This window comes from Methanosarcina acetivorans C2A (assembly GCF_000007345.1).
In the GTDB taxonomy this organism is placed as follows: domain Archaea; phylum Halobacteriota; class Methanosarcinia; order Methanosarcinales; family Methanosarcinaceae; genus Methanosarcina; species Methanosarcina acetivorans.
Map to the genome: position 1 here is coordinate 4,610,931 of NC_003552.1, position 24,431 is coordinate 4,635,361.

General features: G+C 43.1%; 24 protein-coding genes. 14 read left to right on the forward strand and 10 right to left on the reverse strand.

Going from position 1 to position 24,431, the window contains the following annotated elements; all coding sequences use genetic code 11:
• Positions 1-203: 203 nt before the first annotated feature.
• From MA_RS19455 to MA_RS27535, 12 genes are all read left to right on the forward strand, one after another.
• Positions 204-395 carry a hypothetical protein gene (locus MA_RS19455; protein ID WP_048065786.1) on the forward strand — a complete coding sequence of 64 codons (192 nt, stop codon included), beginning with the start codon at positions 204-206 and terminating at the stop codon, positions 393-395.
• Between the two features lie 111 nt (positions 396-506).
• Positions 507-632 carry a desulfoferrodoxin FeS4 iron-binding domain-containing protein gene (locus MA_RS19460; RefSeq protein WP_011023638.1) on the forward strand — a complete coding sequence of 42 codons (126 nt, stop codon included), beginning with the start codon at positions 507-509 and terminating at the stop codon, positions 630-632.
• A 110-nt stretch (positions 633-742) separates the two neighbouring features.
• The gene (locus MA_RS19465) at positions 743-973 is read left to right on the forward strand and encodes a DUF2180 family protein (RefSeq protein ID WP_011023639.1); all 231 of its coding nucleotides are present in this window, start codon (positions 743-745) and stop codon (positions 971-973) included.
• Positions 974-984: 11 nt separating this feature from the next.
• Positions 985-1,209 (forward strand): DUF2180 family protein, encoded by a 225-nt coding sequence (locus tag MA_RS19470; RefSeq protein WP_048065787.1) that lies wholly within the window; start codon positions 985-987, stop codon positions 1,207-1,209.
• A gap of 176 nt (positions 1,210-1,385) precedes the next feature.
• Positions 1,386-1,739 (forward strand): carboxymuconolactone decarboxylase family protein, encoded by a 354-nt coding sequence (locus MA_RS19475; RefSeq protein WP_011023641.1) that lies wholly within the window; start codon positions 1,386-1,388, stop codon positions 1,737-1,739.
• 74 nt (positions 1,740-1,813) lie between these two features.
• The gene (locus MA_RS19480) at positions 1,814-2,179 is read left to right on the forward strand and encodes a class II SORL domain-containing protein (protein ID WP_052279208.1); all 366 of its coding nucleotides are present in this window, start codon (positions 1,814-1,816) and stop codon (positions 2,177-2,179) included.
• Between the two features lie 262 nt (positions 2,180-2,441).
• Positions 2,442-3,824, forward strand: coding sequence for a multiheme c-type cytochrome (locus MA_RS19485; RefSeq protein WP_052279209.1), 1,383 nt, complete (start codon positions 2,442-2,444; stop codon positions 3,822-3,824).
• A gap of 126 nt (positions 3,825-3,950) precedes the next feature.
• Positions 3,951-4,640: a flavodoxin family protein gene (locus MA_RS19490; protein ID WP_048065789.1), complete on the forward strand. Its 690-nt coding sequence runs from the start codon at positions 3,951-3,953 to the stop codon at positions 4,638-4,640.
• Positions 4,641-4,798: 158 nt separating this feature from the next.
• A complete protein-coding gene (gene afpA, locus MA_RS19495) occupies positions 4,799-5,422 on the forward strand; it encodes an archaeoflavoprotein AfpA (RefSeq protein ID WP_011023646.1) in 624 nt (207 codons plus the stop codon).
• 66 nt (positions 5,423-5,488) lie between these two features.
• Positions 5,489-5,995, forward strand: a complete 507-nt coding sequence (locus MA_RS19500; RefSeq protein WP_011023647.1) for a ferritin family protein — start codon at positions 5,489-5,491, stop codon at positions 5,993-5,995.
• Between the two features lie 21 nt (positions 5,996-6,016).
• Positions 6,017-7,225 (forward strand): FprA family A-type flavoprotein, encoded by a 1,209-nt coding sequence (locus MA_RS19505; protein ID WP_048065790.1) that lies wholly within the window; start codon positions 6,017-6,019, stop codon positions 7,223-7,225.
• 230 nt (positions 7,226-7,455) lie between these two features.
• Positions 7,456-7,620 carry a hypothetical protein gene (locus MA_RS27535; RefSeq protein WP_157860335.1) on the forward strand — a complete coding sequence of 55 codons (165 nt, stop codon included), beginning with the start codon at positions 7,456-7,458 and terminating at the stop codon, positions 7,618-7,620.
• A 615-nt stretch (positions 7,621-8,235) separates the two neighbouring features.
• On the opposite strand, the gene MA_RS19510 is transcribed toward MA_RS27535, so the two are convergent.
• Positions 8,236-8,631 carry an acetolactate decarboxylase gene (locus MA_RS19510; RefSeq protein WP_011023649.1) on the reverse strand — a complete coding sequence of 132 codons (396 nt, stop codon included), beginning with the start codon at positions 8,629-8,631 and terminating at the stop codon, positions 8,236-8,238.
• 71 nt (positions 8,632-8,702) lie between these two features.
• On the opposite strand from MA_RS19510, the gene MA_RS19515 reads away from it, so the two are divergent.
• Entirely contained in the window at positions 8,703-10,331 is a 1,629-nt protein-coding gene (locus MA_RS19515; protein WP_011021085.1) for an IS1634 family transposase, read from the forward strand.
• 19 nt (positions 10,332-10,350) lie between these two features.
• On the opposite strand, the gene MA_RS19520 is transcribed toward MA_RS19515, so the two are convergent.
• Entirely contained in the window at positions 10,351-10,821 is a 471-nt protein-coding gene (locus MA_RS19520; protein WP_011023650.1) for an acetolactate decarboxylase, read from the reverse strand.
• 145 nt (positions 10,822-10,966) lie between these two features.
• Here MA_RS19520 and MA_RS27540 point away from each other — a divergent pair, with 145 nt between their 5' ends.
• Complete coding sequence (locus tag MA_RS27540; RefSeq protein ID WP_157860336.1) at positions 10,967-11,113, forward strand: hypothetical protein; 147 nt, start codon at positions 10,967-10,969, stop codon at positions 11,111-11,113.
• A gap of 179 nt (positions 11,114-11,292) precedes the next feature.
• On the opposite strand, the gene MA_RS19525 is transcribed toward MA_RS27540, so the two are convergent.
• The 8 genes from MA_RS19525 to MA_RS19560 form a co-directional block, all read right to left on the reverse strand.
• A complete protein-coding gene (locus MA_RS19525) occupies positions 11,293-11,937 on the reverse strand; it encodes a cyclase family protein (protein WP_157860337.1) in 645 nt (214 codons plus the stop codon).
• 193 nt (positions 11,938-12,130) lie between these two features.
• Positions 12,131-13,126 (reverse strand): isocitrate/isopropylmalate dehydrogenase family protein, encoded by a 996-nt coding sequence (locus tag MA_RS19530; protein WP_011023652.1) that lies wholly within the window; start codon positions 13,124-13,126, stop codon positions 12,131-12,133.
• A gap of 65 nt (positions 13,127-13,191) precedes the next feature.
• The gene (locus MA_RS19535) at positions 13,192-13,752 is read right to left on the reverse strand and encodes a manganese efflux pump MntP (RefSeq protein WP_011023653.1); all 561 of its coding nucleotides are present in this window, start codon (positions 13,750-13,752) and stop codon (positions 13,192-13,194) included.
• Between the two features lie 157 nt (positions 13,753-13,909).
• The gene (locus tag MA_RS19540; RefSeq protein ID WP_011023654.1) at positions 13,910-14,767 is read right to left on the reverse strand and encodes a DUF7714 family protein; all 858 of its coding nucleotides are present in this window, start codon (positions 14,765-14,767) and stop codon (positions 13,910-13,912) included.
• 169 nt (positions 14,768-14,936) lie between these two features.
• Positions 14,937-15,434, reverse strand: coding sequence for a homoaconitase small subunit (gene hacB / locus MA_RS19545; RefSeq protein WP_048065791.1), 498 nt, complete (start codon positions 15,432-15,434; stop codon positions 14,937-14,939).
• Between the two features lie 262 nt (positions 15,435-15,696).
• Complete coding sequence (locus MA_RS19550) at positions 15,697-18,219, reverse strand: oligosaccharyl transferase, archaeosortase A system-associated (protein WP_048065792.1); 2,523 nt, start codon at positions 18,217-18,219, stop codon at positions 15,697-15,699.
• A gap of 522 nt (positions 18,220-18,741) precedes the next feature.
• Positions 18,742-21,294: an oligosaccharyl transferase, archaeosortase A system-associated gene (locus MA_RS19555; RefSeq protein WP_011023657.1), complete on the reverse strand. Its 2,553-nt coding sequence runs from the start codon at positions 21,292-21,294 to the stop codon at positions 18,742-18,744.
• A gap of 495 nt (positions 21,295-21,789) precedes the next feature.
• The gene (locus MA_RS19560; protein ID WP_011023658.1) at positions 21,790-24,321 is read right to left on the reverse strand and encodes an oligosaccharyl transferase, archaeosortase A system-associated; all 2,532 of its coding nucleotides are present in this window, start codon (positions 24,319-24,321) and stop codon (positions 21,790-21,792) included.
• Positions 24,322-24,431: the final 110 nt, after the last annotated feature.

The following is a 24,431-nucleotide window of genomic DNA, read 5'->3' on the forward strand; positions in this document are numbered from 1 at the left end:
CAGTCCTTTAGAGTGAAGACCTATTAAATACCTGACCCATTCAAAAGAAATAATCAAACCTTATAAACCTTTTCCAGAATAGGGTAGTTCCATGCCGGATTTCAGGCGGTAAGGATAGGATGCAGAAAAAAGACTGAATAGCTTATTTTAGCGAAAGTTTATCATCAGGAAGCAGGAAAAGATTTATATTGTAAAAATGTGGGATGTCGAAATTTGCAGACCTTTCCATGCTTGGCAGGGGAAAAATTGAGGCCATTAGCAGTGAAAAGAGGAGAAGAAATGCCCTGAAACCCCGGACAGAAATGTATGAAAAAAATAAGACATACCCGAATAGAAGGAAAAAATTTATGTTACTTTTTAAAAAGTCCTTACAATTATATACAAAGAATGGTTAACATGTATGAGTGTTGGTGAAACCCGGAGTAATTTCGGGATTACAGGGAAGGGGAAAGCCCGCTTGAAAGTTTTGAGGTATTTAAATTCAGAAGCAAGGAGGTGAAGTAGCTATGGCTGTATCCAGAAAAGGAGAAAAGTACCGCTGCGAGATCTGCGGCAACGAAGTCGTTGTAACAGAAGTAGGAGGCGGAACACTTGTTTGCTGCGGAGAAGATATGACTCTCATTGAAGAATAACAAAAAAGTAAGAAATTCTCTCTATATGTATGGGTTTATGATATCTCAGACCTGAAAATATGCGGATAAAATTCGGATAAAACAGGATTTCCTGATTTGGAGGGAAAGTAATGAAGTGTTACGAATGTGCCAGAGAGGGCAAAGATACGGATGCTGTGGGAATTTGTATCGTATGTGGAAGAGGAGTTTGCAAAGAACACCTTATCCATGAGGAAACACCTGCGTGGGAAGGCGACTATCCTATCGAACTTAAGCCTGACAAGGAACACATTAAAAGGATCGTCTGTGTCCCCTGCCATGAAGCTCTGAAGGAGAACTGTCTGTTTAATGAGGTTTGCTGAGGTGGTCAAATATGCTGAAATGTTACGATTGCCTTGAAGAGGGTAAAGACAGCGAAGCCGTAGGTGTTTGCATCGTCTGCGGGAAAGGGCTCTGCATGGAACATATCCAGCAGGTAGAATTCCCAATGAAGGGAGGAGGGTACCCGCTGCCCCACAAAACTCTAAAGAAAGGGCTTCCCAGGATGATGTGTAAGGAATGCATCAGTTCTATTCTCGGGGACGGGTTCTGCGTTTGAAAAAATTATTGTGCAGCCCATAACAAAGGATGCGGACTTTAATAAAGGGCCTTTGGACAGGAATGAGGAAGTAAAAGGCCTGAACACAGATTTGAGAAATATTAATTAATAATAAATATAAATAACCAATATAAATATCAACAGCTGGTAGTTATCGGAGTAAGGAGACTGGAAAAATGACAGAGCATGAAGAGATACTGGAGAGTATGGGAGAAAAAATGGGATTCACTCCGCAAGTTCTGGAGACGCTGGGGGATCTTGATCCGGAATTCCTGCACAAATACAGGAGATGCGATCACAAAATACTGACGGACGGAGCTCTTCCATCCAAAGTGAAAATTCTCATGGCTCTTGCAGTTGTGGCATCAAAGCAGTGCGAATCCTGTACCGTAGCCCAGATGAAAAGTGCGCTTAAAAACGGAGCTACCAAAGAAGAGATCATGGAGACAATGGAAGTCATCTTCATCACCTCAGGTGCTCCTGCCGTAGCTGCATGCAGGAATGCTCTTAAAATGCTGAAAGATATGTAAAGCCGCATTTGAGAACAAATAAAAACTACATTTAAAAACTACATTTTTAAAACAAAATAGTGATGGGGAAGAAAATGGCGGAAGAAAAAATAAACAAGCCTGCGGATCCTAACAACCTTACCGACGGCGAGAAAAAGCACATCCCAATAATAAACGTACCGGAAACTATCGTTGCAGGAGAGCCTTTTGATGTGACCGTGGAAGTGGGGATAATTCCTCATGTAATGGAGGAAAAGCATCACATTGAATGGATCGAACTCTACCTCAACGACAAAAAAATAAGGAGAGCGGAACTCTCCTTAGAAAACAAGAAGGCTGAAGCCACATTCACGGTTGAGGCCGACAAATCTCTGGCAGGAAAAGAGAGCAAACTCCGGGCTCTTGAAAACTGCAATATCCATGGGCTCTGGGAAGAGTTCATGACTATCAAGATGAGCTAAAGAGAAACTGACATAGAAAAGAGGAAGCTAGCTGGGGCCTGCTGCCTGAGGGACAGTGAGAACTATAGAGTCTGAAGAGTAAACTTGCAGGAGGCTACGGAGAAGAAAATCCGTAACAGTAAACCTGCGTACCTGAGAGAACAGCAACACTCACGCGGCCTCAGGGCAGGTTTCCAGTAAGTCGAGAATATCCGGGGGAGAAAAGGCAAACGTGCACCTGGGAGACCTAAAAACCGGAGGGTAACGTCTGGAGGGAACGTCAGTGAAAAGCACGGGACTTTTGATTAGCATTTTTTTGTTTACAGGAATCTGGACATCCTCTGCCCTGGCAGACCCGAGCGGGCCCGGGGACTTTACCTCGAGCCAGTTTTCCAAGTCCGGTCTTTGTTCGAACTGCCATGGGAGCAGTTTCGGGGAATGGGACGGCTCGATGCATTCGAATGCGGACAGCGACTTCTTTTACCAAGCAATGCTTCAGGAATACGGGGTAGCTGCAGAAGCCCAGGGGCTTCCTCCGGAGTTTTGTTCTCGCTGCCATACGCCCATAGGAATGGTTTCGGCCGAAATTCCCCCCCTCGACGGCTCTAACCTCAGCGAAGTTGCAAAAGAAGGGGTCCAGTGTGATTTCTGCCACTCTATTGCCGAAAGCGAGGGGATAGGAAACGCCCCTTATGTCCTTGAGCCCGGAGATGTAAAATGGGGAAGCAGGAAGGATTCTGAGTCCCCTTCCCATGAGACAGAAGCACATGAGTTCTATAATGAGTCAGCATACTGCGGCATGTGCCATAATATCTACCACCCGGTAAATAACCTGACTCTTGCAGCCACTTATACCGAATGGGAAGAAAGCCCATATGCCGAAGAAGGAGTGAACTGTCAGGCCTGCCATATGACCCCGGGAATTGTCGGTTTCGAAGAAAACCCCGGAAAAGCTGCCTCAACAGGTCCGGAAAGGGCACATGTGTATACCCATTACTTTGTGGGTGCAAACGCTTTCGTAACAGGCATCATGGGCGAAGGAAGACACGAAAAAAGGGCTATTGAGTACCTTCAGCACGCCGCAGAAATCGAGGTAAAGGCTCCCGATTCGGCAGAACCGGGTGAGAATGTGGAAGTGGAAGTAGAAATTACTAACACAGGGGCAGGACACAAAATTCCAACCGGGGTCACCGAAGACAGAGAGATGTGGCTTGAACTTATTGCACTGGATGCTGAAGGAAAGGAAATTTACCATTCAGGAGCCCTTGACGGTGAAGGCAACATTGACCCCGAAGCAACGGTCTATCACACGGTTTTTGCCGACTCCGAAGGAAACCCCACAGTAAAAGTTTGGGAAGCAGAAAGCATCCTTTCAGACAACAGGATCGGCCCTAAATCCTCAGTTGTTGAAAAACATTCCTTTTCAATGCCTCAAGATGCTTCCAATCCCATCAGTGCAAAGGCAGTACTTCACTACCGGTCAGCCTCTCAGGAACATATAGACGAGCTTTTCGGAGAAGGAGTCTATCCGGTGCCTGTAATTGATATGGCAGCTTATCCGGAGGAAGAAAAAGCCTCAACTCCCGGCCTTGGGACCACAGGAACGCTTATTGCCCTCACTCTGGGAAGCTTTTACAAAAAGCATAGAAAAAGACAAAAGGCATGAAAAAAGGGCAAAATGAAAAAATAAGGGCATCCAGATTACGGAGCATAAAATTATGTGCCCAAAAGACATACCAACGTATATATCAAGATATGATTAATTTTTAAAAAGGGATGTCGGAGATGGGACATGCAAGAAACTGAAACCAAACCGATAAAAATTCTGGGAATATCGGGAAGTCCCAGAAATATGGCGACTGATTTTCTGGTCCGGGAAGCTTTGAGGATTGCAAGGGAGAAGTACGGGGCAGAAACCGACTATTTCTCTGCCAAAGGGAAAAAGTTAAACTTCTGCATCCACTGCGATTTCTGTATAAGGAAAAAAGAAGGTTGTATCCACAAAGATGACATTTCGGCTGAACTGTATGACAAAATGATCTGGGCCGATGCCTGGATCATAGGGACTCCTGTCTATCAGGGAACCTTAAGTGCCCAGACAAAAACGATTATGGACCGCTGCAGAGCAGTCGTTGCAAAAGACCCAAAAGTATTTTTGAACAAGGTAGGGATGGGGATCGCAGACGGAGGAGATCGGATGGGAGGACAGGAACCGGCTATCCAGACCATTCTGAACTTTTACGTGATCAATGAAATGATCCCTGTCGGAGGAGGCTCTTTCGGAGCAAATCTGGGCGGGACTTTCTGGTCACAGGACAGGGGAGCTGAAGGGGTTTCCGAGGACCCGGAAGGTATGAGGAGCCTTAGAAAAACCCTGAAGAAACTTATTCAGACAACTCAGCTGATAAGAAAAGCCAGTTCCGGAGCGGATCCCGAAGCTCAAAAGCCGGAAATTCCGGGAAAAGAAACAAATAAGCAATGAGTTAAGAAGCAGCGAAACAAATAAGCAGCGAAATAAATGATAGTAAACCGTTAGGACTGGAAATAAAGGATTGGAAGTTCAGAAATCCGATTAAAAGTCAGATAATCAGGATAATAAGGCATCAGAGATTGGATTAAAACCTTAAGGAGGGTGTTATTTTGGTAGAACCGTTAGGCAAGAAAGTTAAACGTATAGCATGGGGGATTACAGGTTCCGGAGACCAGATGATTGAGACATATAGTATTCTGGTAGATATTAAGGACCGAACAGGCGTTGAAACAATGGTTTTCCTGTCCAAAGAGGGCGAAACCGTAATGAAATGGTATCATCTCTGGGACAAAATCCAGAAAGATTTCCCTAACTTCAAAGTAGATGCAGGCCCCAATTCCCCGTTCATTGCAGGCCCATTACAGATGGGGTATTATGATTTCCTGCTCATAGCTCCGGCAACTGCCAATACGGTGGCAAAGATCGTGTACGGGATTGCAGATACTCTTGTTACGAATGCGGTTTCCCAGACTGCAAAAGGAAAAACGCCTATTTTCATCCTGCCGGTAGACCAGAAAAGGGGAACTGTGAAAACCGCTGCACCCAGCGGTAAAGCATTTGAGCTGAGTATGCGCGAAGTAGACGTTACAAATTCGGAAAAACTTGCGCAGATGGAAAACATAAGCGTACTTGCCAGTCCCTATGACATTTATGATATATTTGGACTTGAAAAGCCTTCTGAAGATATAACCATAAAAGTGAAAGAGAGAAAGAAATCCAAAACTAGGAAGTAAACAGGGAATTAAACTCTTAAAAGGAAGGGAAATCTGAGAAAAATAGTCCCATAGGGGGTAAGCGGTATGAAAAGCGCGTATAAGGAAACAATTGAAGAAGTAAGAAATCTTAAAGGAATTGAAGAAGCTATAGCTCTTGCAATTGATAGGGAAAAAGAAGCAAGGGAATTCTATCTACAGCAGGCTGGCTTAATGGAAAACCCAAAGTTCAAGGAACTTTATGAGGAGCTGGCGGCTGAGGAAATGAAGCATCTTGGCTACCTTGAAAATTACCGTGACAAAAAAGAACTGCCTGAAATCAGCACGGAAGTTCCCAGCGGGCAGTCCTTCAGCCCTGAATTCGATGCCAGCCGAACAAAAGTAGGGGAGATCACTCTCGGCGATGCAGGCATTCTTCTGGCAGCCATGAGGCATGAAAGGAAGAGTGAGGACTTTTATTCGGAAATGGCAAAAAGAGTCGAAGACGAAACTCAGAAAAAATTCTTTGAAATGCTGTCAAGGTACGAAAGGGGCCACTACGAGGTTATTGATAGCTACCTTGAATATATCACTCAGTTCAGGATGCAGACCTGAAAACTGAGAGGGTTGGGAGATATGGAAACAGAAAAAACTGACGGAGCCGTCGAAATTGCCAGGGGAGTTTACTGGGTAGGAGCAATCGACTGGAACGGCAGGGATTTTCACGGGTTCACCACGCCTGGTGGGACGACCTACAACTCCTATCTTGTTGTGGGGGAAAAAACTGCCCTTATCGATACCGTAAAGGCTCCCTTTGCAGGGGAGATGCTCAGGCGTATTACCCAGATAATCGATCCTTCAAAGCTCGATTACATTGTAGTAAACCATATGGAACTTGACCACGCAGGTTCTCTGGCCGAGCTCAAAAAACAAACCGATGCAAAGATTTTCATTACAAAACGGGGCGTTGACATCCTTAACGGCTATTTCAGAGGCCTGGGCAGTGAGAACTGGGATCTTGAGGTTGTGCAGACCGGAGATGAACTGGACCTTGGAGGCAAGACCCTCATGTTCCTTGAAGCCACAATGCTTCACTGGCCTGACAGCATGGAAACTTTCCTGAAAGAAGACCGGATCCTCTTCTCAAACGATGGTTTCGGGCAGCACATAGCCACCTCAAAGAGGTATGACTTCGAAGTAGGGGATGTTATCCCGGATGCTGCCGAGTATTATGCAAACATACTGATGCCGTTTCACATGCCTCTGCTTCGTTTTATGGGAGTACTGGACAAAATGGGAGTGGACCCTCTGCAGATCGCCCCTTCCCACGGGATCATCTGGAAACAGGACCTCAAAAAAATCCTTGAGGCATACAGGGCATGGGCTAATGGGGAAGTAAATGAAAAGGTGCTTGTCATATACGACACTATGTGGGGAAGCACGGAAATAATGGCAACCGAGATTGCAGAAGCGGTCCGGGCGGCGGGAGTTGAGGTCAAACTTCTTAACCTTCGGAAAAACACCCGGAACCATATAATGAAAGAGATGCTCGATGCAGCTGCCTTTGCAGTGGGATCCCCAACTCTTAATAACGGGCTTTTCCCAACAGTAGGAGACTTCCTGGTATATCTCAAAGGCCTTCGCCCCCAGAAGAAAAAAGCTGTGGCTTTCGGATCATACGGATGGGGCGGAGGAGCAGTAAAAACAGTAGAAAAAGAATTAAAAGATACAGGAATCGAAGTGCTGGAACCCGGACTGCAGATTAGGTACAGACCATATGAAAAAGAGCTGGAAAGATGCAGAAAACTCGGGGAGCAGCTTGCGGCTGTTGCAAAAGAGCAGTAAACCAGTCTCCCTACAACTTTTTTATTTTAAACTCTCTTTTTTGACATAATTTCAGCCCTTGATATAATTTCAGCCCGATCTCTTGAAATTTTCAGTTATAGGGTTACAGCCTGTAGAGAGAGATTTTCAGGTACGTTAGCCATATAGATATTGAAGTTTCTACCTCCGGAACCCCATCAAATAATACTTTCACCCTGCTTGGCGGAGCTTAATAAGTACTGGAGTAGTTTTTGGGAATAGAGGTGAATACAATGGAAGAGATATTCAAAGGATTAGTTGAACGTGCTCAGTACTATGAACAGTTTGAAAACTTCAGAAACACTTACATTTCCGGACAGTTTGGGGAGATACCGGGAATGGACCTGAAGATGAAAGTTTCAGTACCGAACATGTAAAGACCGGAATCCGGTTAACATTTGTAGGGAATAGTAAAACAAGATAGTAAATAAAGAATAGCAAATCAATATGAAAAATTGGGAATAGTAAATTGGGAATAGTAAATTGGGAATAGTAAATTGGGAATAGTAAATTGGGAATAGTAAATTGGGAATAGTAAATTGGGAATAGTAAATTGGGAATAGTAAATTGGGAATAGTAAATTGGGAATAGTAAATTGGGAACATATACAAGGAATACCAGATTGGGAATAAAAAATCAGGATAGTAAAAGCTGCAAAACCTCTATGAACTGGCGGAATGTTGAGATGCGAATCTCAACAAAAATTCATGAGGAGAAGAAAAAAGAAACAAATTAAGAAATAAAGCAAGTAAGATAAAGCAACAGACCTAAAAATATGTAAGAATTAGGAAGGGAAAAACGAAAAATAAAATTAAGAAGAAGTAAAGGGAGATAAAATAAAAAAATTAGATGGAAGTGAGGGAAAAGTAAAGGCAAAATTAATAAGAAGTAACGAGAATAAAACAAAAAACGGGAATAAAACAAAAATAAGGGGAGAAGGGGGGAATTTGTCTTCCAAAAGCAAAGAAAGCATTAAAAGTGAGAATTGAAGATCACTTTTCAACCTTTTCCATATCAGCCTGGAGGTCCTGGCCCAGTTCCACGTTATAGAAATCTCCGCTTGTGGGGAGCTCCATGAAGAACGCATTTGTAATGTCGAGGGAAGATTCCCCGTTTTCCATCTCGATGTCCAGGACATGCCCGCCAGCGCTTCTATCCTCTGTAATAAAGTGAAGGTGATATCCAGGCACGTTCACGCCTTTCACATATTCAGGGGTTCTGAAACCTACCAGTGTGCCGCTTATGTTTTCAAATTCGAAGACAGATTGGGAGGATACGGCATCCGCAAGTTTGGGATAGGGTTTTTCCTGCCTGGGCACACTTCGTGCTTTTATGTAAGAGAAATTGCCATCGACCCGAACCGCGTAAAAAAGGTTTTCCGAAGGCAGATTAACCTAGATTCGGCAGGTAAACAAATATCTTAATATTATTAATTTTATATCTTTGTCCTGGTTTTCCCATGGCAGAAAAAGACAGCAGTAGAAGAGTTGAATCCTCCCTAAAACGTACAAGGTTCTTAGGTCACCTTGGTCTGATAGTTGGAGTGTTCCGAGAACTTGAGGTTGACAATCTGATCGATGAAAAACTTCCCAAAGAAAGGGATCATACTGTCCCTCACTCAGTCTGCATCCTTGCCATGTTGCTCAATGGTCTTGGTTTCGTAGGGCAACGTCTGTACCTGTTTCCTGATTTTTTTAAAAACATTTCTACGGAAAGGCTTTTCGGAGACGGTATAACAAGAGAGGATCTGAATCAATACGTTATCGGAGAGACTCTTGACAGAATCGTAAAATATGGCCCTACAAAACTGTTTACGGAAATTGCTCTTCACATCATGACTCATCTACCTATTCCTGTTCATTGTTTACACGCTGACACTACAAGTGTCAGCGTTTATGGGGATTATGATGACGAAGAAACTGAGTCTATTGACATTACTTTTGGAATTCCCAAAAACGGAAGATGGGACCTCAAACAATTTGTACTTAGCTTGATTGTTAATCAGCATGGGATACCTCTTTTCATGAACACACATTCAGGAAATTCTTCCGACAAAAACACAATTCTGGAAGCGATCCAGTCTCTCAAATCAGTTTTAAGACCTGAAAGCGAAGTTTACTACGTCGCTGATAGTTCCTTTTACACAGACAATAATATCAAGAACATGGGAAAGTCATTCTGGATCAGTCGTGTTCCCGCAACAATTACCGAGGCAAAGGAACTGCTAACTGCAAATCTGAACCTGAAAACGCTAAAAAGCGACGAAAGATACTCATTTTATCAAACCTTTGTGGAATATGGTGGAGTCAAACAAAAGTGGGTTTTGCTGCTTTCTCACAAGATGAAAGAGAAGAAAGAGCAAACTCTCAGGACGAAGCTTGAAAAAGAGGTTGAAAAAGCAGAGAAGTCTTTTAAAAAACTGAAAGGAGAGGACTTTTTTTGCGAAGAGGATGCATTAAAAGCTGCAGAAAAATGGATTCAAGATTTCCCTTCTGTCTCATTTGAAAAAGTAGATGTGAAATCCATTAAAAAACGTGAGTTGGGGAAAAGAGGCAGACCTTCAAAAGATGAGCAATTAAAGACTTATTGCAGGATTAATGGAATCATAAAGGTTAATGATGCTTTTGTTTTAAATGAAATGGATAAAATGGGACTTTTTATTCTTGCAAGTAATGATATCAATCTTTCTCCTGAGGATATGCTGAAGTATTACAAAGGGCAGGATAACGTGGAAAAAGGATTCAGATTCTTGAAAAGTAACACCTTTAGCATATCGAAAGTTTACCTCAAGAACAAAAAGAGAATTGAAGCGATGACTATGATAATGGTTCTCTGCTTAATGATTTATTCAATTGCAGAATGGAAATTAAGGACAAAATTAGAAGAAGAAAATGAAACGATTCCAGATCAAAAAGGGAAACCAACAAAAAGACCTACAATGAGATGGATATTTTTCAATTTTCAGGGAATTACAGAACTTATTTCTCAGAACAAAGGACAAATGAAGTCAGAAATATTGAATATGGAGGAGATTCACTGGAAGATACTGGGTCTAATGGGAGAGAAATATGAAAATATCTATCTCTAATTACGTTAACCTGCCGAATCTAGGGATTAAGGTCAAGGAAGGCTTCGAGCTCTGTAAGGTTTACAGGCTCCTCAAGCCGGAGATTTTCATCGGCCTCAAAGTAGGTGACTGTGGCAAAAGGAGTTGTCATTTCCCCTGATACGGGATAGGCAATTCCATCGGTTTTTATCTGATAGTAATTTCCATCAAGGGCAAGCATTTCCCCTTCGAGCCCGTCAAAGGTTCCTATCCCAAAGTCTCCGTGGGTTTCAAGTTCCGCAACTGGCAGAATTCCGTCATAAACACCCTGCAACAGGGCATCGATTGTTGAGACCTGATAGAGAACGTCGATATCACCATTGCCAATATCTGAACCCGAGTTCTCAACGCTCTCAGGATTGACATCGGTGGTGCCGGAATTCCCGGAAAAGTTGTCGGCAGAGCTACTGCAACCGGAAACTAAAGTAACCGATAAAAGAATAAAAACAATCAAAAGACTTTTTTTATTCATACATGTTCCTCACATATTCCTCACAGGATGTTTGATGAAAATTCTTAGCATTTATACTATAAATTTTTTTAGTAGTTAATCCGATAAACTTGCAAATATTTATCAAATATGAGGTAGAAGTACTGTACGGGGAAAGGGAAAAATTATGGATGAATATTTCAAATACCTTGTTGAGAGAGCCTTCTATTATGCATTGTTCGAATCTTTTAGAAATGAATACCAGCAAAGTTCAGGTGGAATTGAACAGGAGTGGATAAGTCTGGAAGTAGCGGAAAAAACAATCCAAAATTAAATAAAAAGATATAAGAAAAAACATGAAAAAATGTTGGATACTGATAAATATGGAGAGAGTCTGTAAGGACAGAAACAGCAATCTCTCGAATTTCTTTTCTAACTTTTATAAATATAATCGAGTTTACTGCGTCTTTAATTTACTGTAATTTTTCGTAATTTTACTGTGATTTTCCGTAATTATTCTTTGATCAATATGATTCTTGCCGGAGCTACCCCCGCATCTATATGAAGAGGCAAGCCCAGGATCGTATACTCTCCTTCGTGCACGCCCGCAAGGTTGAGGCCTTCAAACAGGGTCATGTTATTGAGAAGCAGTTCATGAACCTCGTCATCCCCTTCAAGCTTTTTGACTCTGAAGTAGTCGAATCCCAGGGTTTTGACTCCTGCACTGACAGGGTATTCGACTGCATCCATTTTCAGGTGTACGTAGTTCTCAAGGAATTTTATGTATCCAAGAGCAGAGTTTCTTGTCTTGAGAAACACTATGTCTCCGGGATCGATTTGGAACCCTTCAAGATCCTGCCTGTGGATCTCTTCTTCCACATGGACAAGGTCAAAAACCCTGCATTTCCCATAAAAGCTTTCAAGAGGAAGGGATGAAACTCCTTCTTTTCCTTCTCTAAGATGTAGCCTTGAGTCAACGTGCGTGCCTGTGTGACATCCAGGAGTCAGAACAGACTCATTTACCCCGTCCTTCGGTAAGGAGGCATACCTCTCGATCGAAGGTCCGGGATTTCCGGGATATACAACCATCTCCTCTGTAATAAGCTTTGAAACATCAAAAACTCCGGCAGAATGAACCCCCCATTCATTCGCTAGCAATGGATTAAAATCTATTGCAATTATATTATGCAACTGCAGAACTGTATGCCTTTAACAGCAAAATATGCCAGTAATAAAAGGAATTTTAAAATATTAAAATTCCCCTGAGGAAAGAAAAAGACAGAGAATCAGCGGGAGATCCGCTATTTAGTTGCAGATCCCTGTTTATGGATCTCTGTTTACGAATCCCTTTTTAAAGATTCTGCATTACATACTTCGCTACCGTCTGCCCGACTTCTGCTGTGGTGCTGACGCCCCCGAGGTCAGGAGTGATGAGCTTCTTTTCCAGTATGTAACTGATAGCTCTGTCAATAAGAGCAGCTTCTTTCCCCCTGCCACTCCATTCAAGCAGCATCTTCACGCAGAGGATTGCCGCAAGAGGGTTTGCAATACCTTTTCCTGCGATGTCCGGAGCGCTCCCGTGTACGGGCTCGAAAAAGGCGTATTTCTCCCCTATATTGGCGCTCGGGACAAGCCCCAGGCTTCCCACAAGGGCTGCGCACATGTCGCTCAGGATATCTCCAAAAATGTTTGTAGTAACCACAACATCGTACTTATCGGGGCGCATCATAAGGCTATAAGCCATAGAATCGACCAGCATGTCGCCATATTCCACCCCATGGGAGCTGGCAACCTGCCGGCAGACATCAAGGAAGAGTTTGTCGGACTTCAGGACGTTGGATTTGTGGACAATGGTAAGTTTGTTCTTTCTCTGTTTTGCAAGCTTGCAGGCGTATTCTGCAACCCTCTCAGAGCCTTTTCGGGTAACTACTCTTTTTGTCCAGGAAAGGTCAGGGCCTATTTCCTCAATCCCGGAGTAGAGTCCTTCCGTATTTTCCCTGACAATAATAAAATCGAAATCATTTCTCCCGGTAACGCCCGTTATGCCGGGGAGAGGTTTTACGGGCCTCACATTGGCATAGAGGTCAAGTTCCTTTCGGATTGTCAGAAGCACACTTTTGTAACTCGGGTCAGGTACTGTGGTAACCGCCCCGAAAAGAACAGCGTCGCACCCTTTTATTGTGGCTATATCTTCTTCCGAGATCGCACTCCCTGTCCGTTCCCATCTTGCATAGCCCAGTTCCAGAGACACTTTCTCAAGCTCAAGTCCGAACGCGTCCAGGACTTCAACAGCTGCGGGAATTACTTCCCTGCCGATCCCATCACCTTCGATTACCGCGAGTTTCATGGTACTGCATCTATGCTTGAGGTATATGAATCTGGCGTAACTTTTTCAGACCCTAAGGAGATGTTTCAGATCCAGAGCATATGTTCGGCAAGGATTTTTCCGCCTAGCCCGATCAGAATGAGCCCGCCAAGAATTTCGACTTCGTGTTCAAAGAAATGTCCCAGCCGGTATCCCAGAATTGCGCCGCAAAATGACATGACAAAAGTTACACAGCCTATGATAATTACGGGCTCAAGAATGGGTGTCCCCAGAAAAGCAAAACTCATGCCCACTGCAAGTGCGTCTATGCTCGTTGCAACAGCTAACAGGAAAAGCACGGAATAGTTAAGGGAGTTTACTTTTCCATCCTGATCTCCGTAAAGAGCCTCATAGATCATTTTGCACCCGATAAAAGCCAGAAGCAAAAATGCAATCCAGGGAGCATAATCCGAAACAAAACTACTTACCGTACTTCCTCCAATCCAGCCCAGTACCGGCATCATGGCCTGAAAACTCCCGAAAAAAACAGCCAGCTTAAGAGCATCACTGACCCGAAAAGGCCTGATTGTGGTGCCGCTTGACATGGAAACTGCAAAAGCATCCATTGCAAGCCCGAGCCCTAAAAGGAAATTGGTTAAAAAAGACATCGAAAAATTGCTCCACCTTCGTTTTACACATGGGTTTTGGGGATAATGAATTTCCTGAAACTTAAAGATTCCCCAATTTAAAAAGTTTCCTAATTTAAAGGTCTCAATTTAAAGATTTCAATTTAAAGGTTCCCCTGATAAGACATTCAGAATAATATCACTCGGTTTTCCTCAGCCTGTTTACAAGGCTTCTGACCGCTTCAACAACCTGGTATTCGGATGCTCCCCAGTGGACGACAGCCCCTTCAAAGCCAGAAATATTTACAAGCCCTGATTTTTCGGACCTGCAGCAGCGCGTAATAAAGGTTTTTGAGGGTACGACTACTTCGGACTTAAAAGGGCAGATATTTACGAAAGAATACTCAAGTTCCGGAAAACGCATCTCAAAAAGAGTTTTTGAGATCTCACACCCTACAAGCAGGTGCCCATGTTCGGTAAGAAAATCCGAGTCAAGGCATTTGCCTTCAAGTCCCGAGGCACTACAGGGGAAAACCGTGTTTTTCCCTTCGAACTGCCTGAGGTCAATTATCTTTTCAGTAAACCGGACCTGCAGGTCTCCAAAAATTCCACTTGCTTCAAGCCTCCTTACAACCTGCAAAAGCCAGGCAGGCTCAGGGGGGGCAACGTCAAGAATTTCGATTTCGAGAATTACGGAGGGATCAGGGTCATGCACAATTGTAACATGTCTGTCCACACCCGTAAAGATGACAGTGTTTACCCTGCCTGTGCAGAGCTTTTCGGCAGTCTCTATAAGGAGGGCACGATCTTTTATATTTAATTCCCGGGCATACCTGACCACTTCATCGCCTGAGGCGATCAGCTCAAGGGCCTCAACCTTTCTGAGAAACCCGTCTCCACTTTTTTTCACGTGGTAAACTGCATACTCAGGATTTCCGGTTTCGGGATTTTCCCTTTCTTCGATCAGGTACTCCGTAAGGAAATAAATTAGCTGCTCGGTGCTTGTGGGAAGGACTTTTGTTACTCCCACATACTTGTATTCATCAGGAAAAATCATAGGAATCGACTGTTAAAATCAGCTGTATGAGTGGGTACTGAATCCGATCTGTTCGAATTTTATCCCGTTCTTTGTCAGCAACTCTTTCAAGCAGATCGTTACGACCTATTAAGCAATTGTTTTTTCTGCTTGCTATCTATTTAACAATAACCTGTCTATTAAGCGGTTGTTATTCTTTCTGCTCGTTTTGCGCTTTTTTTCTATGGGAAACAAGTCCGCCGTCTGTGAGTATATCGAGCAGGAAGTCAGGCAGTTTGTTTCCAACAAACACCCCTTTTCCGGGAACCCTGACCTCCCCTTTGAGCAGGTCGACTTCTATCTCGTCCCCCTCCTGACACTCAATATCAGCCTCCATCAGGGGCAGCCCCACGTTAATCGCATTTCTGAAAAAGATTCTTGCAAAGGACTTTGCCACAACGCAGGCTATTCCCGCATGTTTTATAGCAAGAGGAGCCTGTTCCCTTGAGGAACCGCACCCGAAATTCTCTCCTGCAACAATAATATCTCCGGGCTTTGCCTTTTTCGTAAACTCAGGAGCAATACCTTCCATCGCATGAGCTGCAAAAATCTGCATATCCTTTGTCCGCAGGTATTTTCCCGGGATAATCACATCAGTGTCTATGTCGTCTCCGAATTTCCAGACTCGGCCTATGATGGGGTTTTTCATCACACATCACCTGTGAAGTAGGTTTTTTAATAGTATATCTAAGTGACGGATATTTAAGAAAAATGATGATAGATACGGACAGATATTTAAGAAAATGATGGGAAACTAAGAAAGATATTTAAGAAAATGATGGGAAACTAAAGAAAGATATTAAGAAGATGCACAGCAAAGAAAAGAGTAAAAATTAGAAGAAAAGCAGATGTGCAGAAGGATATAATGCACATCTTACACTTTGACTTTACTTCTAACTGCAGATCTTCCTTTATACCTTCACTTCTTCTCCATTTAACACGGCTTCCTCACTGACCCTTACTTCCTTAGTCGTATCCCCGTAGCTTACGACGTACGGGCCCGTGGGCGCGGTATCGAACTGGGTTTCCCCGGAAATAGAACCCTCGGTAGAATAGGGGACAGTAAATTCATACCTGCCTTCGGAATCCGAAGTTGTCGACTGGGAATACTCGAAAGTCCGACCCTGATTGGTAAGAATTGTCGTACTTATTTTGACTGTTTCATTAGGGGAAGCGGTTCCGGTTATATTTGCTCCCTTAACATACTCGAAGATTTTGACATAACCCGTATCGACTTCGGAGATGTTGCCTCCGTACAGGTAATTGTAAACCTGTTTGTAGGTGGTTTCCTGAGTCTGATAAGCCCAGGTCTCGTGCACAAGACGGTACTGCTTAAGGCCGTTTCCGTCAAGAATATGCAGCCTTGACTCCATTGATTTGAAGTAACGTTCGGAAGGAAGATACTGGTATCCGCTCCCTGTCCAGTAAGGCTGATAGTATCCGTCGGAATCAAGAGTCCAGGCAGTCATTGCATAGAACTTGCCTGTTGCCATTTCAACATCCGATACTACATAACGGGCTCCGGCTTTATCCGGGTCAGGGTCAACGGCTTCAAGCACTTCGGTTGCTTCTTCTTCGGATTGGGCCGTAAAGAATGTAGAAGCTCCCGGCTGGTTCTCGTCTTCAATGCTTCCTCTGCGCCCCCCAATTCCAGCCTGGAAAGGATTGGCATTGGGCATACGGTGCCCGATAGTTTCAATCCAGTGCCCGTAGTCCCACCAGGACATGACTCCGTAAGCAGTATCAGGATAATCGAAAGTTTCCCCGTCTTCAGGACCCTCGTAGACTGCATTGTAGTCCATACCAGGGTCAGGAGTATTGGATTTGAGCCACAGACAAGCTTCAATCCAGGTCCCGTCAGGACCACCTGTGCCTGTTGTCTGTTTCATAGAGAGACCGTATACTGGGTAAATAAGGACAACTGCTATAACCAGAACCGCAATAACCTGTTCTACCTTAACGAATTTCAAAAATCCCGGGATATCGGCAGGAGATTTCACGCTGGATCTAAACTTCTCATTGAGCTGTCCCCACTTTACTTTTTCAAGCAGCAGGCCTCCTACATAGGCACTGAGAACCGCAACATTTACTGAATAGTAGTACGCAAAACGATTCTGGCCGTAGATGGTAAGGAGGATCAAAAAACTCCAGACAAGAACCAGTACTTCTTCAGGCTTCGGTTTTCTGAAAAGATTTACAGCCAGTATTAACATTCCAAGGAGAGAAGCAAAGAAACCTGAGGCTGTAAAGTTTCCAAAGACTTTTGACAGGGTAAAAGCTTCACTCTCGTAAAATATCGAAGACACTTCAGCAATTGTGGCTGCTCCGCCCGTCTGAACTCCAAACACGGTATTTGGAGCATTTATAACCAGGGAGAAAATGGATGGAGATACGATTTTTAGTACTAGCATGCCCAGAACGACAATTCCGAGTATAGTCAGAGGGTAGTAGTAAGCTTTTATATTTTTGCTTTTGAACTCCCGCTCGATAAAACTCAAAACTACAAAACCTGCCATTGATCCAATAGCTGTAGCAAGATGGAACCAGGAGTAATAGTACATCGAGAATCCCATATCGGGATGGACGAACGGAAGTATAATTATTGTACTTACCAAAAATGCGACTATACCCGTAAATCCCAGATAGTCACTTGATTCCCCACGGAAGTTATCAAGTACATACTGGACCACAGCATAAACCAGAACAATCAATAAGAAAAGAGGAGCTCCGGGCCACGAAAGCTGGTAAGCCGAATACATGACACCGGCCATAATGGAATATATAAGTGGCTCTTTCAGGACATTGAGATTTTTGGTAATTACATGCTCGAAACGCAATCCTTTTTCTTTTGCAGAAATCAAAGCCAGCATGAAAAACATCATGAAGAAAGTACTGAATAGAGATTCGGCTATATGATGGTCCGTAAAACCAATAATTGAACGTGAAAAAAACTGCCCTGGAGCAAAAGCAATCAAAATTGCAGCAAGTATGCCTGTTTTATGGCCTCCGAGATGTTTTCCGATATAATAAACAGGAATGACCGTAAGGGCTCCGAGAACGGCAGGAAAATAGACCCCTACGGTATTAACCATGTCCTGACCGGGACTTCCCAGTCCAAGGACCAGAGAGGTTATAGCCATCATCTGGTCAAACAGAGGACCGAAATGGATGTAACTCCCGTTAGGATAGTTGGTCATAGGATTGTAAAACATCCTGTTAGGATAGTTTTCAAGGAGAACATTTAGGGTCCGCATATGATACCAGGGATCATTGCCTCCAAACCTTACAAACCCATTGGATAGGAACACCGTGCCTGATGGAAGTGTTCTGATCCAGAAAGCTATAAAACCGATTACTGCAACTGCCAGAGTATAAGGCAAGCTGGATTTTAGTTTAGACTTAAACGTTGATACAGGGCGATCCTGAGAACTCATAGTAATCTCCTTCAGGAGGTACATTTTTTCAATAAAATATATAATTTGTGTTAGAAGAAAATTAAGTAGATTTAATAAACTCAAATGCAACTATTTCAGATTAATTTTACATTTAACTTTTAGTAGAACTTCAATACCCTCGCCGCAAGATTAACTCCGATGACCTTCAGGATGAATCCACCAATCCTGCAGGAACAAAAAGTTCCTTTACAGTGACTTCATAATGACCATTGATTTTTCAAGCCGTCCCCCTCAGAGATAATAACACGTCTTCAAAAAACGTGCAAGATACGTAATACACTTAAGAAACCCTAGACCTGTACAATAACTTTTTTAATAGTATATCTAAATAACGGATAGGCAGGAGAAATAAAGAGGATTTCTGCAAAAAAAGACAGGATTTTTCAGTAAAACCCAGATTAGAGCATCCATAAAAAAGGAAAGAAAAAGAAGGAAATAAAAATTCAGTAGAAAGCCAAAAAATATGCTCCAGAATAATTCAGATTTTCATTTCTTCTCCATTTAGATCTTCACTTCTTCTCCATTTAACACGGCTTCCTCGGTAACCCTTACTTCCTTAGTCGTATCTCCGTAGCTTACGACATACGGGCCTGTGGGCGCAGTATCAAACCGGGTTTCCCCGGAAATAGGACCTTCGGTTGAATAGGGAACAGTAAATTCATACCTGCCATCAGAATCCGAAGTTGTAGACTGGGAATATCCAAAAGTCCGGCCCTGACCGGTCTGAATTGTAGTACTTATTTTGACTGTTTCATCTGGAGAAACAGTCCCGGTTATGTTTGCCCCCTTTACATACTCGAAGATTTTGACATAACCCGTATTGTCTTCGGAGATATTACCTCCGTACATGTAATTGTAAACCTGTTTGTGCCAGGTTTCCTGAGTTTGATAAGCCCATGTCTCGTGCACAAGACGGTACTGCTTAAGGCCATTTCCGTCAAAAATATGCAGCCTTGATTCCATTGAGTTAAAATAACGGTCGGAGGGGAAGTACTGATATCCACTCCCTGTCCAGTAAGCCTGAGTGTATCCGTCGGAATCAAGAGTCCAGGAAGTCATAGCCCCAAATTTTGGATTTACTCCCTCTCCAAATAAAGAAGCCATTTCGATGTCCGAAACAATATAACGAGCCCCTGCTTTATCCGGGTCAGGGTCAACAGCCTCAAGCACTTCGGTTGCCTCTTCTTCGGATTGAGCCGTAAAGAACGGGGAAGCACCGGGCTGGTTTTCGTCTTCAATACTTCCTCTGCGTCCCCCAATTCCAGCCTGGAAGGGGTTGGCGTTGGGCATTCGGTATCCGATAGTTTCAATCCAGTGTCCATAGTCCCACCAGGACATGACTCCGTAAGCGGTTTCAGGGTAATCGAAAAGTTCTCCATCCTCAGGAGCTTCGTAGACTGAATTGTAGTCCATGCCCGGATCAGGAGTATTGGATTGGAGCCACAGACAGGCTTCAATCCAGGGACCATTGGGGCCTCCGGTGCCGATTGTTTGTCCCATTGCAGAGCTATACTCTGGAAGAACGAGCACCGCGAATATGGCAAGGACTGCAAAGATCTGTTCTATTTTTACGGATTTGAAGAAACCTGGGAAATCCTTAAGCGATTTTACATTGGTCCCGAAGTTTTCTTCAAGCCTGTCCCATTTTACAAGTTCAAGGAGTCTCCCTCCCAGATAAGCCCCCATAACCGCAATATTTACCGAATAGTAATATGCAAAGCGGTTCTGACCATAGATTGCCATGAACATTAAAAGTCCCCATACCAGAGTCAGAAGTTCTTCAGGTTTCGGTTTCCTGACGATATTTGCCGTCAGGAGGATCATTCCGGCGATTGAGGCGAAAAAAGCGGGAGCTGTAAAATACTCATACACTCTTGAAAATGAAAATCCTGCAATTTTTCCATTGGGGTAAAATATGGAGTAAACTTCTGCAATTGTAGAGGGGCCACCAGTCTGGATTCCGAAAATAGAATGAGGAGCGTTTATGACCAGCGAATAAAGAGATGGAACCATAATTTTTGCTGCAATAAGCCCAAAAATAAAAGCTCCGAATATTACCAGAGGAAAATAATAAGCCTTTAAGTTTCTTTTTTTGAACTCCCTTCCAATGAAACCTAAAACTGCAAAAATCACCAATGCTCCCAAAGCTGTAATTACGTGGAACCAGGAGTAATAATACATTGAAAAGCCCATTTCAGGATGAACAAAGGGGAGGATAAGGATCGAACTTACAAGAAATGTAACCGTTCCTACAATCCCAAGGTAGTCACTTGACTCACCACGGAAATTATCAAGGACATACTGGATCACGGCATAAACCAGAGTGATCAATAAGAAAAGAGACGCTCCGGGCCACGAAAGCTGGTAAGCCGAATACATGACACCAGCCATGATGGAATATATAAGTGGCTCTTTAAGGGCATCGAGATTTTTGGTAATTACATGCTCGAAACGCAACCCTTTTTCCTTTGCAGAAATCAAAGCCAGCATGAAAAACATCATGAAAAAAGTACTGAATAAAGTCTCAGATACATGATGATCCGTGAAACCTATGATGGAACGGTGCAAAAATTGCCCCGGAGCAAAAGCTATCAGGATTGCAGCAAGTATCCCGGTTTTATGACCTCCGAGATATTTTCCGATATAATAAACAGGAATTACCGTAAGGGCTCCGAGAACTGCAGGAAAATAGGCTCCTAAGGTATTAACCAGTTCCTGACTGGGATTGCCCATTCCCAGGAATAGAGAGGTTATAGCCATCATCTGGTCAAACAACGGACCGAAATGGATGTAACTCCCGTTAGGGTAGTTGGTCATGGGGTTGAAAAACATCCTGCTGGGATAGTTTTCGAGGAGAAAATTTAGGGTCCGCATGTGGTACCAGGGGTCGTTGCCCCCAAACCTTACAAACCCATTGGATAGGAAAACTGAATCAGAGGGGCGTATTCTGATCAAAAAAGCTATAAAACCGATTATCGAAACTACCAGAGTAAAAGGCAAGCTGGATTTTATTTTGGACCTAAACGTTGATGTGGGACTATTCTGAGAACTCATAATAATCTCCTTCAGGATGGACACACCAATCCCGCAGGAACAAAAGTTCCTTTACAGTGATTTCATAATGAACATTGATTCTTCAAGCCGTCTCCCTCAGAGATAATAACACATTTTCAAAAACGTGCAAGATACATAATACACTTAATAAACTACACTTAATAAACCCTAGACTTATAAAATAAGTTTTTTAATAGTATATCTAAATAACGGATAAATCAGATAAATAAAGAGATATCCTGTAAAAAATTACCGGCTTTTTTAGTAAAACTCAGATTAGAGCATCCATAGAGATTAAAGATGGAAGATAAAAATAGAAGATAAAAATGAAGATAAAAATGAAGATAAAAATAGAAGATAAAAATGAAGATAAAAATAGAAGATAAAAATAGAAGATAAAAATAGAAGATAAAAATAGAAGATAAAAATAGAAGATAAAAATAGAAGAAGTTAAAAAAATCAAACTGCTTCCTCAAACATATGCTTCAGACGTATTCAAACCTTCACTTCTTCTCCATTTAACACGGCTTCCTCATTAACCCTTACTTCCTTAGTCGTATTCCCGTAGCTTACGACATACGGACCTGTGGGTGCGGTATCGAACCGGGTTTCCCCGGAAGTAGGACCTTCGCTAGAATAGGGAACGGTAAACTTATACCTGCCTTCAGAGTCCGAAGTTGTAGACTGGGAGTACTCAAAAGTCCTGCCCTGATTGGTCAGAATTGTTGTATTTATTTTTACCGTTTCATTAGGAGCAGCGGTCCCGGTTATATTTGCACCTTTTACATATTCAAAGATTTTAACATACCCGCTATCCTCTTCGGAAACGTTGCCTCCGTAAAAGAGATTATAGATCTTCTTGTACGCCACCTCGTTACTCTGACCCGCCCAGGACTCGTGAACCAGTCGATACTGCTTTAAACCATTTCCGTCAAGGAAGTGAAGTCTGGATTCCATCGAGTTGTAATAACGCATTGTAGGCAGGATTTGAGAGTTACCTTCTATCTGGTACTGGGCATAGTACCCTTCGGAATCAAGGGTCCAGGTAGCCATAGCCAAAAATTTCCCATCATATAAAGCAGCCATTTCTATGTCTGAGATCACATAACGAGCCCCGGATTTATCCGGATCAGGATCAACGGCTTCAAGCACTTCGGTTGCTTCTTCTTCGGATTGGGCCGTAAAGAATGTAGAAGCTCCTGGCTGGTTCTCGTCTTCAATACTTCCTCTGCGCCCCCCAATTCCAGCCTGGAAGGGGTTGGCGTTGGGCATCCTGTGCCCGATAGTTTCAATCCAGTGCCCGTAGTCCCACCAGGACATGACTCCGTAAGCGGTTTCAGGGTAATCGAAAGTTTCTCCGTCCTCAGGAGCCTCGTAGATTGCATTGTAATCCATGCCCGGATCAGGAGTATTGGATTGAAGCCACAGGCAGGTTTCAATCCATGGTCCGTTGGGACCTCCAGTGCCTGTTGTCTGTGCCATTGAAGAGGAGTACTCCGGGAAAACGAGCACCACGAATATGACAAGAACTGCAAAGACCTGTTCTATTTTTACGGATTTGAAGAAACCTGGGAAATCCTTAAGCGATTTTACATTGGTCCCGAAGCTTTCTTCGAGCCTGCCCCATTTTACAAGTTCAAGGAACCTCCCTGCCAGATACGCCCCCATAACCGCAACATTTACTGAATAGTAGTATGCAAAACGGTTCTGGCCATAGATTGCCATGAAAATTAAAAAGCCCCATACCAGAGCCAGCAGCTCTTCAGGTCTTGGTTTCCTGACGATATTTGCCGTCAGGAGGATCATTCCGGCGATTGAGGCGAAAAAAGCGGGAGCTGTAAAATACTCATACACTCTTGAAAATGAAAATCCCCCCTCGGGGTAAAATATGGAGGTAACTTCCCTAATTGTAGAGGGGCCCCCTGTCTGGATCCCAAAAATTGAATGAGGAGCGTTTATGATTAGCGAATAAAGAGATGGAACCGTAATTTTTGCTGCAATAAGCCCAAAAATAAAAGCTCCGAATATTACCAGAGGTAAATAATAAGCCTTCAAGTTTCTTTTTTTGAACTCCCTTTCAATAAAACTTAAAACTTCAAAAATCCCCAACGCTCCTAAAGCTGTAACTACGTGGAACCAGGAGTAATAATACATTGAAAAGCCCATTTCAGGATGAACAAAGGGAAGGATAAGGATTGAACTTACAAGAAATGTAACCGTTCCTACAATCCCAAGGTAGTCACTTGACTCACCACGGAAATTATCAAGGACATACTGGATCACAGCATAAACCAGAGTGATCAATAAGAAAAGAGACGCTCCGGGCCACGAAAGCTGGTAAGCCGAATACATGACACCAGCCATGATGGAATATATAAGTGGCTCTTTAAGGGCATCGAGATTTTTGGTAATTACATGCTCGAAACGCAACCCTTTTTCCTTTGCAGAAATCAAAGCCAGCATGAAAAACATCATGAAAAAAGTACTGAATAAAGTCTCAGATACATGATGATCCGTGAAACCTATGACGGAACGGTGCAAAAATTGCCCCGGAGCAAAAGCTATCAGGATTGCAGCAAGTATCCCGGTTTTATGACCTCCGAGATATTTTCCGATATAATAAACAGGAATGACAGTAAGGGCTCCAAGCACTGCAGGGAAATAAGCTCCCACAGTAGTAATCAGATTCTGATCGGGACTTCCCATTCCAAGGAGCAGAGAGGTTATAGCCATCATCTGGTCAAACAGAGGACCGAAATGGATGTAACTCCCATAAGGATAGTTGGTCATGGGATTGTAAAACACCCTGCTGGGATAGTTTTCAAGGAGAAAATTTAAGGTCCGCATGTGGTACCAAGGGTCGTTACCCCCGAACCTTACAAACCCGTTGGAGAGGAAAACCGAATTTGAGGGGCGTATTCTGATCAAAAAAGCTATAAAACCGATTATCGAAACTACCAGAGTACAAGGCAATCTGGATTTTATTTTAGACTTAAACGTTGATGTGGGACGATCCTGAGAACTCATAGTAATCCCCTTCAGGAAGTGAAACTAATATGTAGCTACAGAAAACACATATCTTTCGAATAGCAAGCACAAATAATGAAAATAATTGCAAGTACCTTTATGCCAAAAGA

What these genes read in the sequence shown, in the direction of transcription:
- MA_RS19470 (WP_048065787.1), top strand. Translation starts at nt 985, where the DNA reads ATGCTGAAATGTTACGATTGCCTTGAAGAGGGTAAAGACAGCGAAGCC.
- MA_RS19550 (WP_048065792.1), bottom strand. Translation starts at nt 18,219, where the DNA reads ATGAGTTCTCAGGATCGCCCTGTATCAACGTTTAAGTCTAAACTAAAA.
- MA_RS19540 (WP_011023654.1), bottom strand. Translation starts at nt 14,767, where the DNA reads ATGATTTTTCCTGATGAATACAAGTATGTGGGAGTAACAAAAGTCCTT.
- MA_RS19490 (WP_048065789.1), top strand. Translation starts at nt 3,951, where the DNA reads ATGCAAGAAACTGAAACCAAACCGATAAAAATTCTGGGAATATCGGGA.
- MA_RS19555 (WP_011023657.1), bottom strand. Translation starts at nt 21,294, where the DNA reads ATGAGTTCTCAGAATAGTCCCACATCAACGTTTAGGTCCAAAATAAAA.
- MA_RS19480 (WP_052279208.1), top strand. Translation starts at nt 1,814, where the DNA reads ATGGCGGAAGAAAAAATAAACAAGCCTGCGGATCCTAACAACCTTACC.
- hacB (WP_048065791.1), bottom strand. Translation starts at nt 15,434, where the DNA reads ATGAAAAACCCCATCATAGGCCGAGTCTGGAAATTCGGAGACGACATA.
- MA_RS19505 (WP_048065790.1), top strand. Translation starts at nt 6,017, where the DNA reads ATGGAAACAGAAAAAACTGACGGAGCCGTCGAAATTGCCAGGGGAGTT.
- MA_RS19515 (WP_011021085.1), top strand. Translation starts at nt 8,703, where the DNA reads ATGGCAGAAAAAGACAGCAGTAGAAGAGTTGAATCCTCCCTAAAACGT.
- MA_RS19520 (WP_011023650.1), bottom strand. Translation starts at nt 10,821, where the DNA reads ATGAATAAAAAAAGTCTTTTGATTGTTTTTATTCTTTTATCGGTTACT.
- MA_RS27540 (WP_157860336.1), top strand. Translation starts at nt 10,967, where the DNA reads ATGGATGAATATTTCAAATACCTTGTTGAGAGAGCCTTCTATTATGCA.
- MA_RS19465 (WP_011023639.1), top strand. Translation starts at nt 743, where the DNA reads ATGAAGTGTTACGAATGTGCCAGAGAGGGCAAAGATACGGATGCTGTG.
- MA_RS19535 (WP_011023653.1), bottom strand. Translation starts at nt 13,752, where the DNA reads ATGTCTTTTTTAACCAATTTCCTTTTAGGGCTCGGGCTTGCAATGGAT.
- MA_RS19475 (WP_011023641.1), top strand. Translation starts at nt 1,386, where the DNA reads ATGACAGAGCATGAAGAGATACTGGAGAGTATGGGAGAAAAAATGGGA.
- MA_RS19560 (WP_011023658.1), bottom strand. Translation starts at nt 24,321, where the DNA reads ATGAGTTCTCAGGATCGTCCCACATCAACGTTTAAGTCTAAAATAAAA.
- MA_RS19455 (WP_048065786.1), top strand. Translation starts at nt 204, where the DNA reads ATGTCGAAATTTGCAGACCTTTCCATGCTTGGCAGGGGAAAAATTGAG.
- MA_RS19460 (WP_011023638.1), top strand. Translation starts at nt 507, where the DNA reads ATGGCTGTATCCAGAAAAGGAGAAAAGTACCGCTGCGAGATCTGCGGC.
- MA_RS19500 (WP_011023647.1), top strand. Translation starts at nt 5,489, where the DNA reads ATGAAAAGCGCGTATAAGGAAACAATTGAAGAAGTAAGAAATCTTAAA.
- MA_RS19530 (WP_011023652.1), bottom strand. Translation starts at nt 13,126, where the DNA reads ATGAAACTCGCGGTAATCGAAGGTGATGGGATCGGCAGGGAAGTAATT.